17 protein-coding genes and 1 pseudogene are annotated in these 20422 nt (G+C 53.2%); 5 read left to right on the forward strand and 13 right to left on the reverse strand.

Features of this window, described 5'->3' with window-relative positions:
- The 12 genes and pseudogenes from JAO32_RS13960 to JAO32_RS14015 form a co-directional block, all read right to left on the reverse strand.
- A pseudogene (locus JAO32_RS13960) lies at positions 1–1995 on the reverse strand (BACON domain-containing protein); the annotation flags it as partial.
- A gap of 35 nt (positions 1996–2030) precedes the next feature.
- Positions 2031–2834 (reverse strand): CpsD/CapB family tyrosine-protein kinase, encoded by an 804-nt coding sequence (locus tag JAO32_RS13965; protein ID WP_334241410.1) that lies wholly within the window; start codon positions 2832–2834, stop codon positions 2031–2033.
- Positions 2831–4300, reverse strand: coding sequence for a GumC family protein (locus JAO32_RS13970; RefSeq protein WP_334241412.1), 1470 nt, complete (start codon positions 4298–4300; stop codon positions 2831–2833). Before JAO32_RS13970 ends, JAO32_RS13965 begins: the two co-directional genes overlap by 4 nt.
- Entirely contained in the window at positions 4290–5582 is a 1293-nt protein-coding gene (locus JAO32_RS13975) for a hypothetical protein (RefSeq protein ID WP_334241413.1), read from the reverse strand. Before JAO32_RS13975 ends, JAO32_RS13970 begins: the two co-directional genes overlap by 11 nt.
- Positions 5579–6115, reverse strand: a complete 537-nt coding sequence (locus JAO32_RS13980) for a polysaccharide biosynthesis/export family protein (protein ID WP_334241415.1) — start codon at positions 6113–6115, stop codon at positions 5579–5581. The genes JAO32_RS13975 and JAO32_RS13980 overlap by 4 nt, the downstream gene beginning before the upstream one ends.
- A gap of 236 nt (positions 6116–6351) precedes the next feature.
- Entirely contained in the window at positions 6352–7629 is a 1278-nt protein-coding gene (locus tag JAO32_RS13985) for a glycosyltransferase family 4 protein (RefSeq protein WP_334241417.1), read from the reverse strand.
- Entirely contained in the window at positions 7626–8714 is a 1089-nt protein-coding gene (locus JAO32_RS13990; RefSeq protein WP_334241419.1) for a glycosyltransferase family 4 protein, read from the reverse strand. Before JAO32_RS13990 ends, JAO32_RS13985 begins: the two co-directional genes overlap by 4 nt.
- A 59-nt stretch (positions 8715–8773) precedes the next feature.
- Positions 8774–9547 (reverse strand): polysaccharide deacetylase family protein, encoded by a 774-nt coding sequence (locus JAO32_RS13995; RefSeq protein ID WP_334241421.1) that lies wholly within the window; start codon positions 9545–9547, stop codon positions 8774–8776.
- A gap of 184 nt (positions 9548–9731) precedes the next feature.
- On the reverse strand, positions 9732–11165 hold the full coding sequence (locus JAO32_RS14000; RefSeq protein WP_334241423.1) for an NAD(P)/FAD-dependent oxidoreductase: 1434 nt from the start codon (positions 11163–11165) through the stop codon (positions 9732–9734).
- 1 nt (position 11166) lies between these two features.
- Entirely contained in the window at positions 11167–11523 is a 357-nt protein-coding gene (locus tag JAO32_RS14005) for an EamA family transporter (RefSeq protein WP_334241426.1), read from the reverse strand.
- Positions 11523–11903 (reverse strand): hypothetical protein, encoded by a 381-nt coding sequence (locus JAO32_RS14010; RefSeq protein WP_334241428.1) that lies wholly within the window; start codon positions 11901–11903, stop codon positions 11523–11525. Before JAO32_RS14010 ends, JAO32_RS14005 begins: the two co-directional genes overlap by 1 nt.
- Before the next feature lie 13 nt (positions 11904–11916).
- On the reverse strand, positions 11917–13032 hold the full coding sequence (locus JAO32_RS14015; RefSeq protein ID WP_334241430.1) for a Gfo/Idh/MocA family protein: 1116 nt from the start codon (positions 13030–13032) through the stop codon (positions 11917–11919).
- A gap of 271 nt (positions 13033–13303) precedes the next feature.
- Between JAO32_RS14015 and JAO32_RS14020 the strand changes: the two genes are divergently transcribed.
- From JAO32_RS14020 to JAO32_RS14040, 5 genes are read left to right on the forward strand one after another with little or no spacing between them, the layout of a single operon-like run.
- Positions 13304–14671 (forward strand): nucleotide sugar dehydrogenase, encoded by a 1368-nt coding sequence (locus JAO32_RS14020; protein WP_334241432.1) that lies wholly within the window; start codon positions 13304–13306, stop codon positions 14669–14671.
- Positions 14672–14704: 33 nt separating this feature from the next.
- Positions 14705–15538 carry a glycosyltransferase gene (locus tag JAO32_RS14025; protein ID WP_334241433.1) on the forward strand — a complete coding sequence of 278 codons (834 nt, stop codon included), beginning with the start codon at positions 14705–14707 and terminating at the stop codon, positions 15536–15538.
- Between the two features lie 29 nt (positions 15539–15567).
- Entirely contained in the window at positions 15568–16368 is an 801-nt protein-coding gene (locus tag JAO32_RS14030) for an N-acetyltransferase (protein WP_334241435.1), read from the forward strand.
- A complete protein-coding gene (gene wecB, locus JAO32_RS14035; protein ID WP_334241437.1) occupies positions 16365–17471 on the forward strand; it encodes a non-hydrolyzing UDP-N-acetylglucosamine 2-epimerase in 1107 nt (368 codons plus the stop codon). Before JAO32_RS14030 ends, wecB begins: the two co-directional genes overlap by 4 nt.
- Positions 17468–18469, forward strand: a complete 1002-nt coding sequence (locus JAO32_RS14040) for an NAD-dependent epimerase/dehydratase family protein (RefSeq protein ID WP_334241439.1) — start codon at positions 17468–17470, stop codon at positions 18467–18469. The genes wecB and JAO32_RS14040 overlap by 4 nt, the downstream gene beginning before the upstream one ends.
- A gap of 88 nt (positions 18470–18557) precedes the next feature.
- Here the strand turns inward: JAO32_RS14040 and JAO32_RS14045 are convergent, their stop codons facing one another.
- Complete coding sequence (locus JAO32_RS14045) at positions 18558–20030, reverse strand: sigma-54 interaction domain-containing protein (RefSeq protein WP_334241441.1); 1473 nt, start codon at positions 20028–20030, stop codon at positions 18558–18560.
- Positions 20031–20422 lie beyond the last annotated feature (392 nt).

Consider the following 20422-nt stretch of genomic DNA (forward strand, 5'->3'; position numbering starts at 1 on the left):
TGCTGAGAAAGTCAGCGATTCCGGCGATACCTGCATGGTTGGCGGCGCCTGATTGGTGAAGGTATAAGTGCCGCCGTTGCTAAATCCGGGAACGGAGAGAAGCTGGCCTTCATCGTCTCCGTAGAAGACGTAGGTCTTCGTCGGGATGAGGTTTCCATCTGCATCCGTGGCCGAACCGGTGAAGGTTAGGCTGATGGTGGAGGGTGTTACGCTGCCGCTCGCAAGCAGAGAATGGTTGCGTGCGCGCAGATAGTCACCCATGCCGTCCATGAATACGTGGGTGCCTTTGTTGGTCTTGAACCAGGCGGAGAGCTGCGTGATGAAGCTCTGACGATCGGCGACCGTTGATTGATCAAGGTTGTTGCCGTCATGTGTGTAGATCTGAACAGGCTCCATGCCCGACCAGAAATGCCACATGTAGTACTCCCATTGATTCAAGCTCTGAGCAATGGTGTAGTTGTTGGTCGAGCTCGGCCACAGTGCGTCTGGGCGCGTGAAGCGTCCTCCCATTTGTCCAACCTGCGTGGCAAAACCGAAAAAGGTTTGTGCAGGTTTTCCAGCAACGCTATGAACTACGACGTCATCGGCGTAGAAGAAAGGAAATGTTTCGTCGTAATCGACCGGATATACCGGAGGCTGCTCGTAGATGCGGAATGGCCCGAGTGGGGTTCTTCCCGCTACCGTCTTCGGATAGTCAAAGTAATATGTCCCTGCGGCTTGCGGAGAGGTGATGTAACGGATGTTCAGGCTGTTGTACATTTCATAGCCTGTGTTATCCGAGATATCCCAGTAGTGCGCAACCATGGAGCGGCTCAACTTGGGAAAGGTATCTGTTCCACCCGAACCGGCCTTCCAGCTGAGAGCGGATGCTACGTTCGCCTGCCACTGCGCGTCCGTGGTCGGGACGGTCAGGTTCCAGTACATGTCGCCACCGGAGCCATAGTCCAAGCCGTGAACCGATGCATGAAGGTTGTTTGCGTTGATTGCGCTGATCATTGGCGCACGGTCGGTGTCTCCAGTTCCAACGGAGCTAACCTGCAGATTGAGCTGCGGCATCCAGGGCCCGCCCGTGCCATCCGAAGCTACCGTGCCTGTCAGGCTCGTGTTCCACATATCGGGAACGCGAGACATAACGCCGACCTCGTTGTCATCCATCTGGATTGCCGCGATACGCGGATAGCCGCGCATAACGAACGGCTTACGTGCTGCCCAGACGACACTGCGCCAGAACAGATCATCTACGCCTTCCACAAATCCAAAGCGATCTGCGTGCAGATAGTCATACGTCGTGAAGTCGACGATTCTTCCTCTGCCGTAGGTCGACGCCAGGATTAGAGGATCGGTTCCAAGTTCCGCGACAACAGTGCCCGTCGCGCCCGTCAAAATCGTTGCGTTGGATGCGATCGTTGTCGTTCCATTGCCGTGATAGTTGTAGGTGATGTCGCCAGCGGGATCGTTCAGCCAATGCCGTTGCAGAGCAGCAATGTAGTGGGGTGTCGAGCCTCCTACCTGCACCGCTGCCGGAATGGTGATACTTGTCTGCGCAGCGCCCAGCGTAGCGCCCGTTGCATGAAACATCGTTTGAATATGCGTCTGCGTGCCGATGCCCGTGTCGCTATCGAGGTTTACGAAACCGGTTCCGTTCGCAACGGCGGAAACGATCGCGTTTTGCCATGCAACGCTTGGATTCAATCCGTTATGCCCAGCAATGATGAGCTGCGACGCGGATAAGTCGATCGCGGCAGTCTGGCTGACATCGATGACCTTATAAGGCACCTGCAGATGAACGAGGTACCTTTCGGGACCCATCTGATATGTTCCTGGCGTTGTGCTGTTGGTGTTGTATCCGGTGGTGTTCGCGGAATTCACAAGCACAACGACAGTGAGGCTCTGGCTCTGGGCCATCGCAAACGGTGTTAGCAGCAGGAAGCTCGTCAGCAGCAGACTGCAGAAGAGTACAAAGCGGGAGTAGCGAAGATTTCTAGGAAGGCACATGTCGGTTTCCTTGCAAGAAAGAATTGATCCAGTCATTACTTTTGTCCGTATGAATCTGAAAGCAGTGCGTCGTTGTAGATCACAAAGTTCAAGCGTTCGCCCAGGCGTTCTGCGGCGCGTTCCAGCATCGCTCGTGGAGTTCCGCGTTCACGCACAACCATGAGCGCGAGGTCTACCCTGGGCAAAATCTCTTCCACATCCGATACCGCGAGCACCGGAGGACCATCGATAATTACCCAGGAGAAAGTCTGATTCGCCCATCGAATTAATTCGGTGAGCTTCTTCGAACGCAGTAAGCGGATGGGACGCGGTGCGGGCTTATCCACTCCCAGATAAAAGAGCGGAAGTTCGTGTAAGCGCCGCACAGCAGAAGCACAGGATATTTCGCCCAATAAGACATCATTCAAATCGTGTGGGGGAATTTCCGGAATGTAACGATGCAATCCTGGTCTACGAAAATCGAGCTCCAGCAACAATGTGCTGTGTCCGGCTTCCGCAAGAGCCCATGCAAGGTTGTTCGCGTTCGTGGTCTTGCCGTCGCCGATGCCAGGACTGGTCAGCAACACAGAGCCGCCCGCCGGACGCAGATTGCTGAGACGCCGCTGCATCAGACGAAACTGCTCCGCGGCAGATCCGTATGGATCGATGTGAAAGACAGAATGCTGCTGTGCTTTGTCGGATCCGTCGGCCTCAAGAATGGGGATGCTGTCGAGGTATTCCTCATCATCGACGTGGAGAAACTCCTGCGCGATTTGAGTGATCTCCGCGTCGTCGATTAACTTCAGCTCACGGCGAGTGTGAGTAACGGATTCGTGTTTCAGAGACAGCGAAATCATCATTGACCTCCCAGCAGAAAGCGCGATTGTGGAAGGCCCCTGCGAATGATTGGAACGGTTTGCATTCCGGGTGTTGTTCCCAGCAACGGAATGTCAGGCAGACAATCGCGCAGTTCGGCTTCAGACTTCACGGTGTTGTCCAGTGTTTCAGCAAGGAGCGCCACTCCAATTCCCGCGGCGATGGCGAAGAAAAACGCGCCAAGCAGCAAGGGGATTCGCTTCGGTCCGATGGGTGCTTCAGGAACACGCGCCTTGTCCAGCATGGTGAAGTTTCCGCCCTGCTGTTCCTGCTCAAGTTGCGCTGCCATCTGTGCTGAGTAAGTCTTCTCGAGTAGAGCTCGATAGTGATCTCGTGCAGTGCCGTAGTCTCGAAGCAGTTGTGAGATCTCTTGTTCGCGTACAGGAGCAGAGTCGATCCTGGACTGATAGAGGCCTATGGATCCCTGAATCTTGCGCTGTTCTTCCTGCAAGCGTGCGCGATCGCGACGGATAAGTTGCAGCCGTGGATTCGCTGTTACGGTTTCGGTGGCAGCAGAAGAAATAGGATCAGACGGAAGCGCAGCAATTTGCGCATCAAGAGAACGAATCTCTGCCTCTTTCCTTCCAACATCCGGAAAGCTATCTGTGTAGTGTTTATGTAATTCGACTAAATCCGCTTGTGCCGCATTTTTATCTGCAGTAAGTTTCTGCCGGATCGACGAAGGGGTGGCAGGGGCATGCGTTGTTGAGGTGTCCGGCAGAGAAGAGGTGAGGAGTGCCTCACGATCCAGACGACTCTGTGCCTCTGTATTTGCCTGGAGTTCAACCTGCAGCCGCGATAACGTCTGCATGTTTGCGTCCAACTGATCCGGTAGTTGACCAAGATGTTTCATCTTGTAACTGCGCAGCTGCTCTTCCAGGTCATCTAGCTGGGATTTGGTAGTTGCCAATTCATTTGCGAGAAATGTTGTTGTGCCCTTTGCTTCCTGCTCGCGGTCCTGCAAATTCCATGAGATGAAGGATGCCGCAAGGCGATTGGCCACATCTGCTACTTCCTGCGCGGAATCGCCGGTATAGCTAAGCGTGAATGCGCTCAGGCCTTCCGAGTTATGCTTCAACTCAATGCCAATGTTCTTGCGCATCCGCGCGATGAGTTCATCACGGCTTACCTTTTCTCGCAGATTGGAGAAGAGGTGAAGTTCGTCCATGATTGTTTCCAGGCGCGACGAACTAAGAATCTGCTGGCTTAGAGTGTTCAGGCGCTCGCTGGCATCCATGGTTGCGATGCTATTCACGTATTTGTCTGAGACGCGTTGCGGGTTTACGAGAATCTGTGTTGAAGATTGATAGACATCGGGCATGCTCATCACGTAAGTCACTCCCGCTGCCAATAGAGCAACGGCGACAAAGATGATGAGTCGGTAGCGATATCGAATCGCACTCAACAAGGTGTGGATACCACTGAGCGGAGACCTGTGCTCATCGGCCATAGCGCCCTCCATTGTTTTTTTGCCAGGTAAAGGCGACGAAGAAGACCGTACGTGCAAGATCCGCTACGGGCGTCGTATTTGTAGGGATGGTGCCCGTGACAGAGCGTTGAAAGTGGCGAGCAGTGAATGTCCATTCCGCATTGTTTGAAATGGGACGGTGGAGTTCGAAAGACACGAAGTAACCACTCAGGTCAGTACTCTGTGCCGATGGAAATCCTCCGTGATAGCTGGTGTATCCACCATTGACAGCAGCAGTGAATTGTCGCGGATTGCCTACCTGCATGCCACCGAATCCAGAAGTCTCCCACAGAGAGCCTGCGACGTCACCGTTGCCGCGTTTGCGGCTGGTTCCTATGTACGCGCGCTGGCCGCGGACGTTCTGCCCGGAGAGCATCGCTTGATATTGGTAGCTTCCAGTGCATTGTGAAGAACCGAATGCCGGGCCTATCCCGCCGTCGAAGCGGATATCGTGGCTGAACTGCATCGTGGTGAATCCCAGAAGCGACGAAGTCGTGCAGCTTCCGGAACCGTAATACTGCTGCACACCATCTGCGCGTACACCGATGAGTAAAGCTTCGTTCAAATACTTTCGGACTGAGCCTGTAACGTCATACTGGCGGGTTGATGGCGCAGCACCAAGGAAGTTCTGAAAACTTACATTGGCACCAAGTGAGAAAGCCTGACTTTCCGATACTTGATGGTCGACTACCGTCGAAACATACTGACGCAGCGTATTGCCCGTGATAACACCAGCTAGCACACTGTTGTTATCGATCGAGGTTGTGTTTACGGCAGCCAGACTAAGAGAGCTACTGGCGCGTGCAGAGTCTGCACCGTAGGCATTCGCTGCGTTGACTCCCCAGGTTGTTCTGCGCGAAGGCGAATGTGTGAGATTCAGCGTCGTCCATTGATACTGCTGCATATCAAGGCCGCTTCCGGGGAACAGCTGGAATGTGGCATCGTGACGCAATGAGAAGTAGCTTGTGCGGCTCCTCATCGCCATTCCAAGCGTCCCCTGGAGATTACTGTACTGTGACGAAACGTCCGGAATATTGTTCACTGCTGAATCGTGGCCATAGCTGCCTGAAACACCAAGATTCAAGTCCGAGCGTTCACCCATGGAGACGTTCGAGCTAATCCAGGATGGCTTCAGCTCCTGCGATTCGACCTGTTGCTGCGTGTTATTTGTTGCGGCAACCTGGTTGCGATCCTGCGCCAGCAAAGAGACGGGAGTGCAGAGTAGGGCACTGATCGCAATGAACATGTGCTTCGAAGCAATCATGGAATCACCACCGTGTCGCCAGGGTTCAGGGTGAGGTTGCTACCACCCTTGGATTGCGTCATCGCTTTGTAGCTCAGCAGTTGTTCATCGCGCTTATTGTTTGCACGAATCACCTGAATTTTCTTGCGCGATGCGAATTCTGTCAGACCGCCGGCCTGTGCGATGAGCTGCAGTACGGTGATGGGAGTATTGAGCGGATATGCACCGGGGCGGGCAACTTCGCCAGTGATGTAAACCATGCGGCTGTGAATCTCTGTGACGGTGACCGTGACGCGCGGTTCAACCACCATGGACTGCAGACGTGTCTGGACGATTTCTTCAACCTGCGATGGTTCTTTGCCAATCACTTGAAGATCGCCGAGGAGTGGAAGGGAAATCTTCCCGTCAGGACGCACGACGACGGTCTGGCTTAGGTCCTTTTCTTTCCAGACCTGCACGTTCAACACATCACCGCTGCCGATGGTGTACGGCGTGGCCGTTGTTGCTGAACGTGTCTCTGTTAATGCTGTGGTCGATACTGCCGACTTTGTCACATTTGCTGTGGCCTGTTGGCCGCTGCACCACGCTGTGCAGAGCAGGAGGGGCGGTATATATAGTGCGCTCCACCTTGTTTTCCGCTTCGAGTCCATAGCCGTCTTCCTTCCGATACCTAGGAAGAAGCAACCGGAGAGCCAAAGTCCGATAGCGTGAATATGGTGAATTCAGGGCTTTCAAGCAGTGTGGAGGGAGTTAACAAGTGAAAGGTGTGCAAGTGTCTGCACACTTCATTTCACTTGTTTGGCACTAGTTCCCGATAGACGGAAAGTGTCTGTTTCGCGATCACATCCCAACCGGTATAGAGCTCGCGATTCCTTGCAGATCCGGTAGCCAAAGTTCGATACAGCGGCTGCGTTGTTTCATCGCCGGAGAGTGCAGACAGAAGTGTGTAAAGTGCTTCCGTTAAGGCGTCTGCATCGCCTGGAGGGAGGAGAAGAGCATTCTCTTTGTGGCGAAGAAACTGCCGGAACGGTGGAAGGTCTGAGGCAATGATGGGTTTGCGATAACTCAAGCCGGTAAGCAGTGCACCGCTCGTCGTGATCGCTCGATAGGGATAAACCAGAACATCGGACGCTTGGAAAAAGAGTGGCAATTCTGCAGTCGTGATGTAACGAATCTCTGAACGAATGCTGTCAGACAACTGTTTTGCCGCTGCATTCACCAGAGCCACTTCAGTTGCTGGGCCTGTTCCGGCAATGAGCAGTAGTGGTTTGGGCGCAGTGTGTTGCCAGCGCAACATGCATCGTTCCCATGCCTGCAAAAGTAGATCCAGCCCCTTGTATGGGGCCATCACACCTTGCCAGAGGACTACTGGGCGGTCGTGTTGGATGTTCAGGCGGGTTCTCGCGAAACCCCGCTCGTTCTCTGTTTCCATTTGAGCTTCAAACAGAGGCCCATGTGGAATGACAGAGATGTTGCGTGCATTGACGCTAAATTGCTTCGTTAGCTGTTCTGCTACATCAGGCGAATGGCAGATAAGCCGATCCACAGTCGCATAGAGTGTCTGATAAGTAGCACGCAGCGTATTGCCACTGTCGTGTGGCAACAAATTATGCACTGTATGGACTACTGGAATGCCTCTACGTTGGGCGCATGCGATCGTACGAAAATCGTCATGAATCCCATGATTTAGCGCGGGTAACTGTTGCAAATGCAGTATGTCTGGGCGCCCTGAGGAATGTTTTAGCTGCCACCGCAGCGCCGCAGAATTTGCCATTGCGGCACCAAGTCGCGTTGCTTTTCTGGCTGGAGAGGGAAGCCTGCTTGCATGACGAAAGCAGAATGGGCCGGGAGCTGGTTCGATTCCCTGGCTTTTGAAATATGCCGGTTCTCCTGCAACGTCGGAAGCGATAAAGCGTACGGATGCCCCTGTATTAAGCAGCGCTTTCACAAGCGCAGCACTATACCAGGGCGTGAAACAAAATGCATCGGAAAGCCATATGTCCCATTCGCGGCCACTCGGTGCCACATCCGATCCAGATGGAGACGACGTGAGTGTCGGCGCGATCATACCTGCATGTCCATGCGATCGGCGCGTGTCAGATGCCGTACATGCTGATGGCCGGAGGTGACAGTGCGGTAGACCTTTTGGTATTCCGCAGTCATTGTCGCCACATCGAATTGCGATGCGGCTTTTTGTGCAGCTCTGCGCTCCAGACTTTGACGCAGAGCTTCATCCTGCAACAGGGTAAGAATTGCCTCGGCTAGCTTTTCCGGACTGTCGGGCGGTACAAGCAGTCCGGCATGTCCGTCTTCGAGTAGGCGGGGGATCTCCCCCACCGCGGAAGCGACAATTGCCTTGCCTGCAGCCATCGCCTCCAGAATGGCCAAAGGCATGGCTTCCATGCGCGATGGCTGGGCGACGACGGTGCATAGCTTCAAAAAATCTGCTGTGTCATCACAGAAGCCGGGCATATGAAATGAGTCGGCAACACCGAGTTTCGTAGCCAAAACTTCCAGGCGTTCTCTCTCCGGTCCTTCTCCTGCGACACAGCAGTGTAGGTTCGGGTATCGGTCCAGAATCCTTGGTAATGCCCAAAGCAAAACGTCCACGCCTTTTTCTTTGGATAAGCGCGAGAGGCATCCGATGACGACAGGCTGATTGGGTTTGGAATGATTGCCTGACCCCTGGAACTTCGCCACATCGATGCCATTTGCAATGACGCGAATACGTTTCACACGATTATGGCGAAGCTCCGTGACGATGCCTTGAGAAACTGCAATGACAGTGTCAAACCATCGCAAGAAGATCTGGTCCAGCGCAGCATACTTTTGCAGAGCGGCGGTGCGTTTGGTCCAGTTGTGGCATGTCGCAACAATGGCACAGCCCGCAAGCCTTGCACCAAGAAAGCCGTAGATATTGGCTTTGTATCCGTGTGTATGCAGAACATCAATATGGTTGATCTTCAGGAAATTCGCCAGATCATGAACTGCACGCCAATCCCAGCGTCCGCGGCAACGCAAATTCCAAACAGGAATCTGGTGTTGATCAGCCTCGCGAACCACCTGCGCACATGATGCGCCGTCCGCATTGAACAAACCGAGATAGACCTGTTCACCGGCCTGATTTAACGAGCTGGCCAAGAGGTTGACCATTCGCTCCGCACCGTAGAAGCCCGAACTGGAAACCAGCTGTAGTACTCGCACTTTGCCCTCTAATTCGGTGTGGCCCGGAACAAATGGGACCACAATCTCTGATATGCCTGATCGCCCAGCAAACGCTTCACGCTGTTCCGCGCCTGGTACATCGAATGGATCCTTCTTACGGTCATGCGATCACCACTTGAATAGCCGCTGATGGCTCGCAAACTTGTTCGACGCTGTATGGCAAATCTGCCAATTACCGCAGGCGTACGCAATTCATCCATGTTGATTGCGGGCCTGTAAAATCCGGGTTCTGAGGTGTAGACCGTTTCATATCCGGCCATAGCGCATGCTCGCAGCACCTCTTCATTCCATCTGCCTCCTGGCATGGAAATAGATGTCACGGACATACCCAATTGATCCTCAAGCGCGAAACGTGATCCAGCTAACTCTTCATACATTGCAGTTGGGCTGCAGGATGGAAGAAATGCGTGCGTCGCACTATGCGATCCGATTCTGTGCCCTCTTGCTGCGAGTTCGCGAACATCTTGCCAACTCATAAATCCGCTACGTTGCCCTATCCATGTGCTCGGTAAGAAGAAATGACCGTGGAGCGCTGCGAATTCCAGCAGTGGAGCCGCAAATCGAAAGTTAGAGTAATGCCCATCATCGAAGGTGATCATGAGAGATTGAATGTTCTCGCTGACCGAGTCACGCATGGTCCACAGATGCTGCAAGAAAAGCTCCGGCGTTATGCAATACACGTCATTCACCGTCAGATTGTGAATTTCGTGATACGCAAACGCGCGTACCGGAGTGTCTTCTATGTGGACGGTCGGGTTCATGCTGTGCCGTCTCCTACGCTCTGGTTTGTGATGGATGGTTTGGGCGTGGCAACGCGGACACGGCTCCGTCGATCAAGAATCATGGAGCCCAGGATCAGTCCTCCCGAGAGAAGGAAAAGGCATAACACCGGGCTGCGGCTGAGAATGCCGTCCAGGAGGTGAAACGAACTTTCAAAGAGAAGCGTCATGCTGTACATGCGGCACGTACCCCCTGCGTCTCCGTAAATACCGAAGGTTTCTCCCCAACTTCCGCAGTCTGTTGAAGCTGTTGCACAGCTGGAATGTCCTGCATGAGTGCGTCACACGTCGCTTCGGCAATAGAGGTCATCGCATTGTTGTTGAGCGTGTTGTTGATGATTTGTGAGGTGTTCGCCAGGTATACACCGGCAACCGGTGTGCGGACCGGAGGGGCGATCGTGGAATAGTCGATGGTCGGTACCGGCTGAACGTCTTTATGGCGGAAGACGTAGCGGCTCTCAATGTCCTCTTCCTGCAAATCAGGGAAAATTCGCTTGAGATCCGGCTGAATATGCGCCCAGATCTCATCATTGCTCGCGGCGAACAGCGGATCGGACGGTGAGGTATATCGCGGAAGATAAACCAAGTGGCGCCCGTTTGTTTCCTGCTCGGGATCGATCAGGTTGGTCATTTCAATGACGCCCGTGAATCCAATCTTTTCCGCAACATTGGTCACATAGAAGGAGGAAAGCTTTCGCTTGAGGACGAGTACCGTGCACACAATGCCCAGGTACATCACCTGTCCCAGACGCTCTTTGTACTGGTGATCTTCCACCTGAAGCATAGAAGCGACAACGCGATTGGGTGTCGTAAGTACGACTCCGTCAACGTAAATGTCCTTATGCCGTGCGCGAATAAGAACGCCTTCTCCGGGTACATCGCTTCTGCCTGCGCCGATACCGCGAATATCGACTCCAAGGCTCGTTTCACCATGCAGCGAGTTCACGGTCTGTTGCAGCCGCTTGAAAAGAGTTCCGTATCCTCCGTGCAGATAGCCGAGGCATTCCTGCGTTCCCGGACCTTTCTCGCGTGTGGACGCAAGCCTGACGATGGTGCCCCAGAGGAATGCGGCGGAGGCATACTTGCGCATTTCGCCCAACTTGCACCGTAGGAGCGGTTCCCAGATCTGGGAATAGACGTTCTTTCCGAAAAGGCGGCGCGTCCATTGGCACAATGGAATGCCTTCCAGCTTGCGACCGTTCCTGAGGCGAGTGATATACCACGTCATGATCGCCAGCCGCGCTTTTGAAAGCAGGGAAAGATGGCGATAACGGAGCAAGTCCGTTGGGCCGGTCATCTGATGAAGTTCGCCGTGAGCAAACAGACCAACTTCTGTTTTGTTCCATCGCAGCTCGCTTTCGAGACCGAGATCACGGATCAAACTCAGGAGCGGTTTATCGGATGTGAGGATGCAGTGATAGAAGCGATCCCAGTTGAATGAGCCATAGGATTGTGTCGCGCTCAATCCGCCAAGCTCGACTTCGCGCTCCAAAATGGTGACGCGATAGCCGGCGCGCAATAGGCGAAAAGCACAGACCATGCCGGTAAAACCGCCGCCGATAACAGCAATGTGTGACTGTCGGACTTCAGCATTCTGCATACTACACGCTCCCTGCTACCATGGCGGCCCCGCATGTTATCAGGCCCACCGCAATCCATCGCCACTTCGTAACGTGTTCCCGTAGAAGAATTGCGGCTAGTCCTGTTACGACGACATATCCCAAACTCATGAGTGGATATGCAATGGAGATGTCGAGTCGTCGCAGCGCAATGATCCAGAAGACCATGGCGCCTGCGAACAGGATTCCCCACAGAAGCAGCCACGGAATCGCACGGTAGCGTTGTTCCACAACGGACAAGCGATTCGTCGTGTGTTTCAACGTGATTTGAGCAAAAGACCCCATCGCAATACTTACTGCGAGAGAAGCCCAGGCAAAGGAAAGAGAAGAAGTAGACATCAGCTTGCGGTTTCCTTTGTGTTGGTTTTTGACAAGAGAACAATGCCACTTGTCATGACAAAAATTCCGCACCAGCGCAGCGGTCCCATTCCTTCATGCAGCAGGAAATGCCCAATGAATCCCATTAGCACGTAGTTGATTCCCGCAAGCGGATAAAGATAACTGATGTTGCGCTGTGCCACTGCGGCGAACCACATCACAGTGCCTAACCCGTACACGCAAAGACCGATGACAACACCGGCGGTGAGAGCCAGGGGCCACTCCAGTAACGTTCTGGAGAAAGCCCCGTGTCCCATAAGCCCCAGCTTGATCAGTGTCTGACCAGCTGCCGCCATCAGCACAGAACCGATCACCAACAACTCTGTTTTGTATCCGTTCATGTGGATTCACTTTTTACGAGACTGCTACTGCAGGCACCCGTCCCGGAACCGGCATCTGCGGCGTCCATTGACGGTCCATGGGAGTGAGTTTGGGCATGCGCTTACGCGCCATGCCGGACTTGAGAGAAATCGGCAGTCCATCCAGCTCCAGCGATTTCTGAGCCGCTTCCAGAATGCGCACTACGCGGAGACCGTCCTTTGCATCGCTGCGCGGGGTCAGGCGTTGATTTACGCATTGAATGAAGTGCTGGAATTCCAGCTTCAACGGCTCGGTGGTCGTAAGGTGCGGGATCTGGATATCTCCAAACCGAACCTGGATCGCTTCTCCGTAAGAGTAAGTCGCCGGCTGTTGAGCTCCGCTGTCATAGATACGTAGCTTTTCCGTTGTGGCGGCGTCGTCGAACACCAGCATCTTCTTGCTGCCCACTACGGTGGTGCTGCGCATCTTGTGCGGATCCAGCCAGGAGATATGGATGTGTGCCATCCGGCGGTTCTTAAAGAAGAGGCTCAGGAAGACAACATCTTCAATTCCGTCCTGAATGTAGGACTGACCGCGGGCGCTGACGTCCACCGGTTCTTCGCCGAGGATGTAAAGAATCTGGGAGATGTCGTGGGGCGCAAAGCTCCACATAGCGTTCTCATCTCCACGGATACGGCCCAGGTTCACGCGCTGCGTGTAGATGTAATAGACATCTCCAAGTTCACCCGCCTGCACAATGTCGCGGATTTTGTTGACGGCAGGGTGGTATTCCAAAAGATGGCCTACCATCAGAACTTTCCCGCGCTCTTCCGCCAGCGCCATCAACTCTTCTGCATCGGGGACGTTCAGTGTGAATGGCTTTTCGACGAAAACGTCCTTGTCTGCGAGCAGAGCCTTTTTCGCTAATGGATAGTGCATGACTGCCGGTGCCGCGATCGCAACTGCCGTAATTTCCGGGAATTGCGCGAGCATTTCGTCAAGAGATGCAACTGTTTGCACACCCCAGTTGCGTTCTGCCATCGTGCGGCGGCTCTCGCTCAGATCGCTGCAAACCACCAGATCGCAATCGGGCAACTCATATAGGCAACGTGCGACGTTGCAACCCCAGGCTCCAAGACCTACCACACCTAACTTCAAGCGTGTATCCATGTCCGTTCCGTCTCCATATCTAGGAATCGTTTGACTAAGGGTGTGCAATTGTTATGCCAATACAAATGCCGGTTTCAGGCGTGCGTTTCGGGGAACTTCAACGCCATGCGGAGAATAGAGACGCAAAGTTCTGCATACTCTATGCACACCGTCACGTTACTTTCGTATCTCGTAAGTGCACCGAAGATACGAAACTCCAGATATTGCGCTTGAATTACGAAGCTCTTCCTGTTGTTTTCGGTTTGGTACGAACCGTGCAACATGCCCCGGCATGAACAGCGTAACTCTCGCATCACGTGCCCATCAGGTGGAGCGTCAACTCGATAAGCTCCAAGCGAAGACTGCAAAGGTTGGCGTCATCGGCCTTGGATATGTCGGTCTGCCTCTCTCACTCTTGTTCTCGGAAGCGGGTGTCGCTATCCAGGGATTCGACATCGACACGGCTAAAGTTAGCCAGCTTGAGGAAGGGAAGAGTTACATCTTCCGTATTCCACCAACAGAAATCGAAATGGCTCGTTCACAGGGATTCCGTGCGACCACCGATTTCTCGAAGATCTCTGAGCAGGACGCAATCATTGTTTGCGTACCTACTCCTCTCACGGATCACCGCGATCCCGATCTCTCCTTCATTGAGCGCACTGCGGAGTCTATTGCTCCCTGGCTGCGTCGTGGACAACTCGTGGTGCTTGAAAGCACGACCTATCCCGGAACCACAGAAGAAGTACTTATCCCGATCCTGAACGCTGGCAGCCCGGAAGGACTGTGCGCTTACGAAGACGGAATGGATCCGGACGGTGATGTTTTCTTCGTGGCCTTCTCACCGGAGCGTGAGGACCCAGGTAACAATACGGTCGCGCGCCGCGATATTCCCAAGGTCATTGGTGGCCATGGAGCACATGCGGGACGCCTTGCCTCTGCTCTCTACAACAACATCTTTGCGAAGACCGTATCGGTTTCGTCCACTCAGGCGGCCGAAATGACGAAGCTGCTGGAGAACATTTATCGCTGCGTCAATATCGCACTGGTCAATGAGCTCAAGATGCTCTCGCACCGGATGGGTATCGATATATGGGAGGTCATTGACGCTGCGGCGACCAAGCCGTTCGGCTTCCAGCCCTTCTATCCGGGCCCCGGCCTTGGTGGTCACTGCATTCCGATTGATCCTTTTTATCTGAGCTGGAAGGCGCGCGAGTGGAACTTCCACACCCGCTTCATCGAACTCGCTGGCGAGATCAATGAAGGCATGCCGCGTTATGTTGTGCAGTCTGTAGCGAATGCTTTGAACTCGCACCGCAAATCGATCAATGGCTCTCGAATCCTGGTGCTTGGTATGGCCTACAAGAAGGACATTGACGATCTTCGCGAGTCTCCTTCGCTGGAGATCATCGAGATGCTGCAGGACGAGAAGGCAATCGTGGAATACAACGATCCTTACTTTGCCAAAGTAGGCCGTGGTCGTCACTACGACCTGGGGATGACCTGCACACCGTTGGATCGTATTGGTGAATTCGATTGTGTGGTCATCGCCACGGATCACTCGGATTACGACTACGCCTCAATCGTTAAAAACGCGCAACTGGTCGTCGATAGCCGCAATGCAACGCGTGGCATTGAGTCCAGCAAGATTGTTCATTGCTAATCGGCGCCGATAAGCAAGAAAGGGAGATACATCATGGGGCGCGCGCGCACACAAACCCTTCCGAGGGTTGCGATAGTCATTCCTGTCTGTAACGAACAGGACAGTCTGCAGGTTCTCAGAATACGTCTGGCGGAACTGCAGCGTGGTCTCCAGGATCGCTTTATCGTCTTCTATCTTTTTGTGGACGATGGTAGTACGGACCGCACCGTGGAACTAATTCCACGGGCGATTCCCGGCGACGCGGCATATCAGATCGTCTCGCACGGGACGAATCGGGGCCTCGGCGAAGCGTTTCGTACTGCCTTTCAAATTGTGGGAAGCGCCGAGATTGTCTGCACGATTGATGCAGACTGCAGCTATCGTGCAGACAATCTCATTCCCATGATTCACCGCATCATTGAAGGAAAGGCTGATGTCGTTGTAGCTTCTCCGTACCATCCGCAAGGTGGTGTGGATGGTGTGCCGGCGTGGAGGTTGGGACTTAGCCGTTGGTGCTCACAGCTCTATCGCGTGGTCTCTCCAGTCAAGCTCTACACCTACACCAGCATGTTTCGTGCGTATCGCGGTTCATTTGTGCGTGAGGCGCAATTTCAAAGCACAGGGTTTGTGTCGACGGTTGAGATTCTCATGAGTGCGTCTTACATGGGCTATCACATCGAAGAGTTTCCAGTCGTCCTACATCGCCGTGTAGCAGGCACCAGCAAGATGCGGATTCTCCGCACCGTTGGACAGCACCTTCGTCTTGCAGCTGGTTGCATCCTTTCAAAGGAGCGTGGCTACCCCTTTTTTTGTTCAACGCAGGACGCGAAAGTCTCCGCGCAAAACGAGACAAGACATTTCATGAAAGTTGCAGGAAATAGCCGCTAACTGGCCGTATCCCGGGGTGATAAAGAGCTATGAAAGCAGAGTTTGTTGTTTCTGAAAACACTCTTCTGGAAGAACAAGACAGGAACCGCCAATATCCCGACGTAAGCTTTGGCAAGCACGTTGTCGTTGGTCAAGATGTCAGTATTGGTGAAGGGACTGTCATTGGAAACCATGTCGTCCTGCACAGCCACATCAACATTGGAAAAGATGTTCGCATTGATGATGGTGTCGTCATCGGAAAACGACCGATGAAATCGCGCGCAAGTGCGACGACGGTTCTTCGCGAACTCACACCCACCTTTATCGGAAACGGATGTCTGGTGGGTAGCAACGCTGTCATCTATACCGGCTCTGTAGTGCATGACGGCGTATTAATCGCTGATTTTGCCAGCGTGCGAGAAGACACTGTCATAGGAGAACTCACGATTATTGGTCGCGGCGTTGCCGTGGAAAATGAAGTGACGATCGGCCGGTGCTGCAAGATCGAAACCGGAGCGTATATCACTGCGAAATCCACGATCGGGGACCTTTGCTTTGTAGCCCCAGAGGTCACATTTACCAATGACAATTTCGTGGGACGGACCCAGGAACGCTTCAAGCACTTCGGCGGCGTAACGATGCGCCGCGGTGCTCGTGTCGCTGCGAACTCAACAGTATTGCCTGGCATCACGATCGGAGAAGATTCACTTGTTGCGGCTGGATCGGTTGTAACGCGTGATGTTCCCGCCGGCATGGTGGTTATGGGATCCCCTGCACGTGCCATTCGACCGGTACCTGATGAGCAGAAACTTCAGCCTGCTGCAGATAAGAAGCCTGGAGGCAGCAAATGAAGCTCCTCTCCGTTGGGGGAACAAGGCCACAATTCGTCAAAATGGCCATTATGTCGAAGGCGATTGAAGAATTCAATCAGCTTACATCTGCTCCCATTGAGCACCGCTTGCTCCACACGGGACAGCATCGTGATCCAGGGATGTCTGACATCTTCTTCAGTGAACTCGGCATGCCGAAACCTCAAATGTTGAGGAACACACCGGCGCATACCCCGGGGCTGCAGACCGCAATCATGCTCGCTGGTATTGAAGCGGAGATGATCAACTGGAAGCCGGATGCAGTGATTGCATATGGAGATACGAACTCGACGCTTGCCTCGGCTCTGGCGGCAGCGAAATTACATATTCCGCTTATTCATGTAGAGGCCGGACTGCGTAGCTTCAATCGGCTCATGCAAGAAGAGATCAATCGCATCGTCACGGATCAGGTATCAGACTTGCTTCTTTGTCCGACGCATGCTGCTGTGGAGCAACTGCGTCAGGAAGGACTCGGCGACCGCGCCGTATTTGTTGGCGACATCATGTTGGATGCTGTTGAACAATTTGGCAGTCAGCGCCGTGAAGCTGCAACATTACGGGATCTTCCCGTAAAAGGCGGGGACTACGCGCTGCTCACGTTGCACCGAGCAGAAATGACGGATGACGCTACGAAGCTTTCTTCAATTTTGGGCGCACTTCGCCAAATTGATATTCCCATCGTTTTTCCAATGCACCCGCGTCTTCGCAATCGATTGGCCCAAAGCGATAATTCTATTTTTTTGGGAACCCATGTCCATGTTGTTGAGCCTGTGGGGTACCTCGAAATGCTTGCATTACAGCGGAACGCACGCTTTGTCATGACAGATTCGGGTGGCCTACAGAAAGAAGCGTACTTCACGGGCACTCCGTGTCTCACGCTTCGAGAAGAGACGGAGTGGCGCGAGACTCTGCACGGCGGCTGGAACATGCTCGTCGGGAGTGATCGGGAACCCATTATTCAGGCGGCGAATGCGCTGGTACACACCGGCCCATCTGCCGAGCCACGTAACCTCGATCTCTTCGGCGGTGGCCTGGCCTGCAAACGTAGTGTTGATCAAATCGTAGAAATGGTGAGGGCGGCATGAAAAGAGTACTTATTACAGGAGCTGCAGGGTTTCTGGGTTCGCATGTGACGGATAGGATGCTCGAGAAAGGCTATGACGTAATTGCGGTGGATGACCTGTCGCATGGTCATATGCGCAATATCGAGGCAGCTTCGCTTCATCCGTCCTTTGAGTTTCGCGCGGTCGATGTGTGTGATCTTGCAGCGTTGAAAGAAGCTGCGGGAAAAGTCGACAGTGTGATTCACCTTGCGGCCTACAAGATTCCACGATACGAAAATCCCAAGAAGACTCTGCTCGTTAATTCCATCGGAACGCAGAATGCATTGCAGGTAGCGATCGACAATGGTGCTCGTTTCACCATTACGTCTACGTCCGATGTGTATGGTAAGAGTCCGGATGTTCCATTCGCAGAAGATGGAAACTGCGTGTTGGGTCCAGCGACTGTGGCTCGTTGGGCATATGCGGCATCGAAGATGTTCGATGAGCATCTCGTCCTCGCAATGGCGGAGGAATCCGGAATCTATGCCACCGTTCTCCGCATCTTTGGCTCGTATGGCCCTCGTCAGAACCTGACCTGGTGGGGAGGACCCCAGTCCGTCTTCATCAATGCAATTCTGAACGATGAGGTCATCCCCATTCATGGGGACGGCCAGCAGACTCGCTCATTCACCTTTGTTGAAGACACAGCACGTGGCATTGTTGCAGCAGCAGAAGCGACGACCGCGAATCGAGAGATCGTTAACATTGGTAACAATCGTGAGATAACGATCCTTGATCTGGCCCGTGAGATTCATCGGCTATGCGGTAAGCCTGGAGAACCGCGGATTGACATGATTCCATACGATGCTATTGCTGGTCGTAAGTACGAGGATGTCTTACGTCGCGTGCCGGATATTCGTAAGGCGGAAAGGTTACTGGGGTTCCGAGCCTCCGTTCCGTTGGAAGAAGGACTTGTCCGTACTATCCAATGGCAAAAGGAACAGCTGATAAAGGAACGAGAAACTCTGGTAACTGCATAAGAAAAGGGGGAGGTAAAACCTCCCCTTTTCTTGTTTTGTACTAATCCTGCACACCGCATTGTTACTTTTAGTGTGGATGAAGGTTACTTTAGACTGGCAGAGAAGAGCCGCTGCCCTGGACTGCTTCGAAGCGAATTGGGACACGAGTTTCTTTCAAGCGATAATGTTCGATCTTGTATAACAAGGTGCGATAGCTGATCCGTAGAGCCAGTGCGGCTTGTCTACGGTTCCATCGTGCTTCTTCCAGAGCCTGCTGGATCAATCGGCTCTCTGTTTGATCTTTGAAATTCCGGACAATCGAGCGCATTTCATTCACGCTTACTTCTGGCTCTGGTGCGTCTTTGCCGCATGACTGAACTTTAGCTACCTTACCCAGGACCTTAGCCTCAATATCAGAGATTGAGGACTCCTGTCCTTTTAAGACTTGCATACGAATGACAGCATTACCGAGTTCGCGCAAGTTACCGGGCCATTCATAATCTTGCAACAGAGACATCATCCGCGGCGAAATATAAACCGGATCCTGATGGAACGCCATTGCCTGCCGTTTCACCATCTCTTCTATTAAGTATGGTATTTCTTCACGGCGTTCTCTAAGAGGTGGGACTCGGATGGTGAAGGTGCTGATGCGGTAATACAGGTCCTCACGAAATAGCTTGTCTTCAATTGCGCTGTCAATATTCACGTTCGTTGCTGCAATCACACGGACGTCGGCCGTCGATACGCTCCGCGCACCCAAGCGTGAGTAGCGACCGTCCTGCAGAACATGCAGCAGCTTTGCCTGCATTGGAGCGCTCATTTCGCCAATTTCGTCCAGTAGAAGAGTGCCTTTGTCGGCCTGCTCGAAACGGCCAGGCTTCGCCTTTACGGCTCCGGTGAAGGCGCCTGCTTCATATCCAAAGAGCTCGCTCTCAAGTAGGTCAGGAGGAAGAGCAGCGCAGTTTACGGAACAGAACGTGTGTGCAGCGCGGCGCGAGTGTTTGTGTAGAAGGTTGGCAATAACGTCCTTTCCTACACCACTCTCTCCAAGGATGAGTACCGGCGCATCGACCTGAGCCAGGAGACGGATATTCTCATAAATCCGCATCATTGACGGGCTAGCGGCCAGGAAATAGCGGTTGTTTGGAAGGTCCTCAATATGTACAGCGCGCGTTTGTGCAGGTTCGGTTGCGTCATAGGACGTTAGCGCAGCTGGAATTTCTTGAAGATAAGTCAACACTTCTTCAAGCTCGGTCGAACGGAGTGGGACTCCAAGTGTATGTCGGATACCAAGGCGCTCCGCGTCCGATGCCCATGGGCTTACGCCTAGAGGCAGAGCTATCCAAATCCTGTCCTTACCAACAAGCCTTACGAGATCGCTTAAAGATCGTTGATCCCGTGGAGGCCGGGCAGATACATCGATGACAACAGCATCAAATGACCTATTGTGCATGGCGCTGATCGCTTCTGTGAGGGCTTCGAACGCTACAACATCGTGGCCTTCAAAGGTCAAAGCAGTTACAGCAGCTTGCAGAAAAGGAGTAGAGGGACTGATAAGAGCAACCGTTCGAGTACGGAGCATGGTGTGATCCTTAGACCTATATGTCGGAGAGAAATGAAATTAGTATCGAAAACCAACTTTTAGGAGTATCGTTAGATCGTTTCGATAATCCCCCTGATGTTGGTCGTAGAAAGCGTTGGCTTTCTATGGATGAACGTGACTTCGTAGGTCAAAACCATCTAATAAAGAAGGTTTCCTACGGAAAACGGAATATGTATTTTGTAGCCACACATCAATGAGTGAGATGAACCAGGCAAGTTGAATAAGCACTGATACAACCACCGACAGAGTCCCGGGCGTCGCAATTGCAAATGCTGCCCAGTACACTGACAGTGCTGCAACCCCTAGTAACGTCACAAGTATTGATGGTAGGTAAAGAAAGAAGATCAAAGCCCGGCCAGAGAGTCGGGGCT

This window comes from Terriglobus sp. ADX1 (assembly GCF_036877645.1).
Classification (GTDB): domain Bacteria; phylum Acidobacteriota; class Terriglobia; order Terriglobales; family Acidobacteriaceae; genus Terriglobus.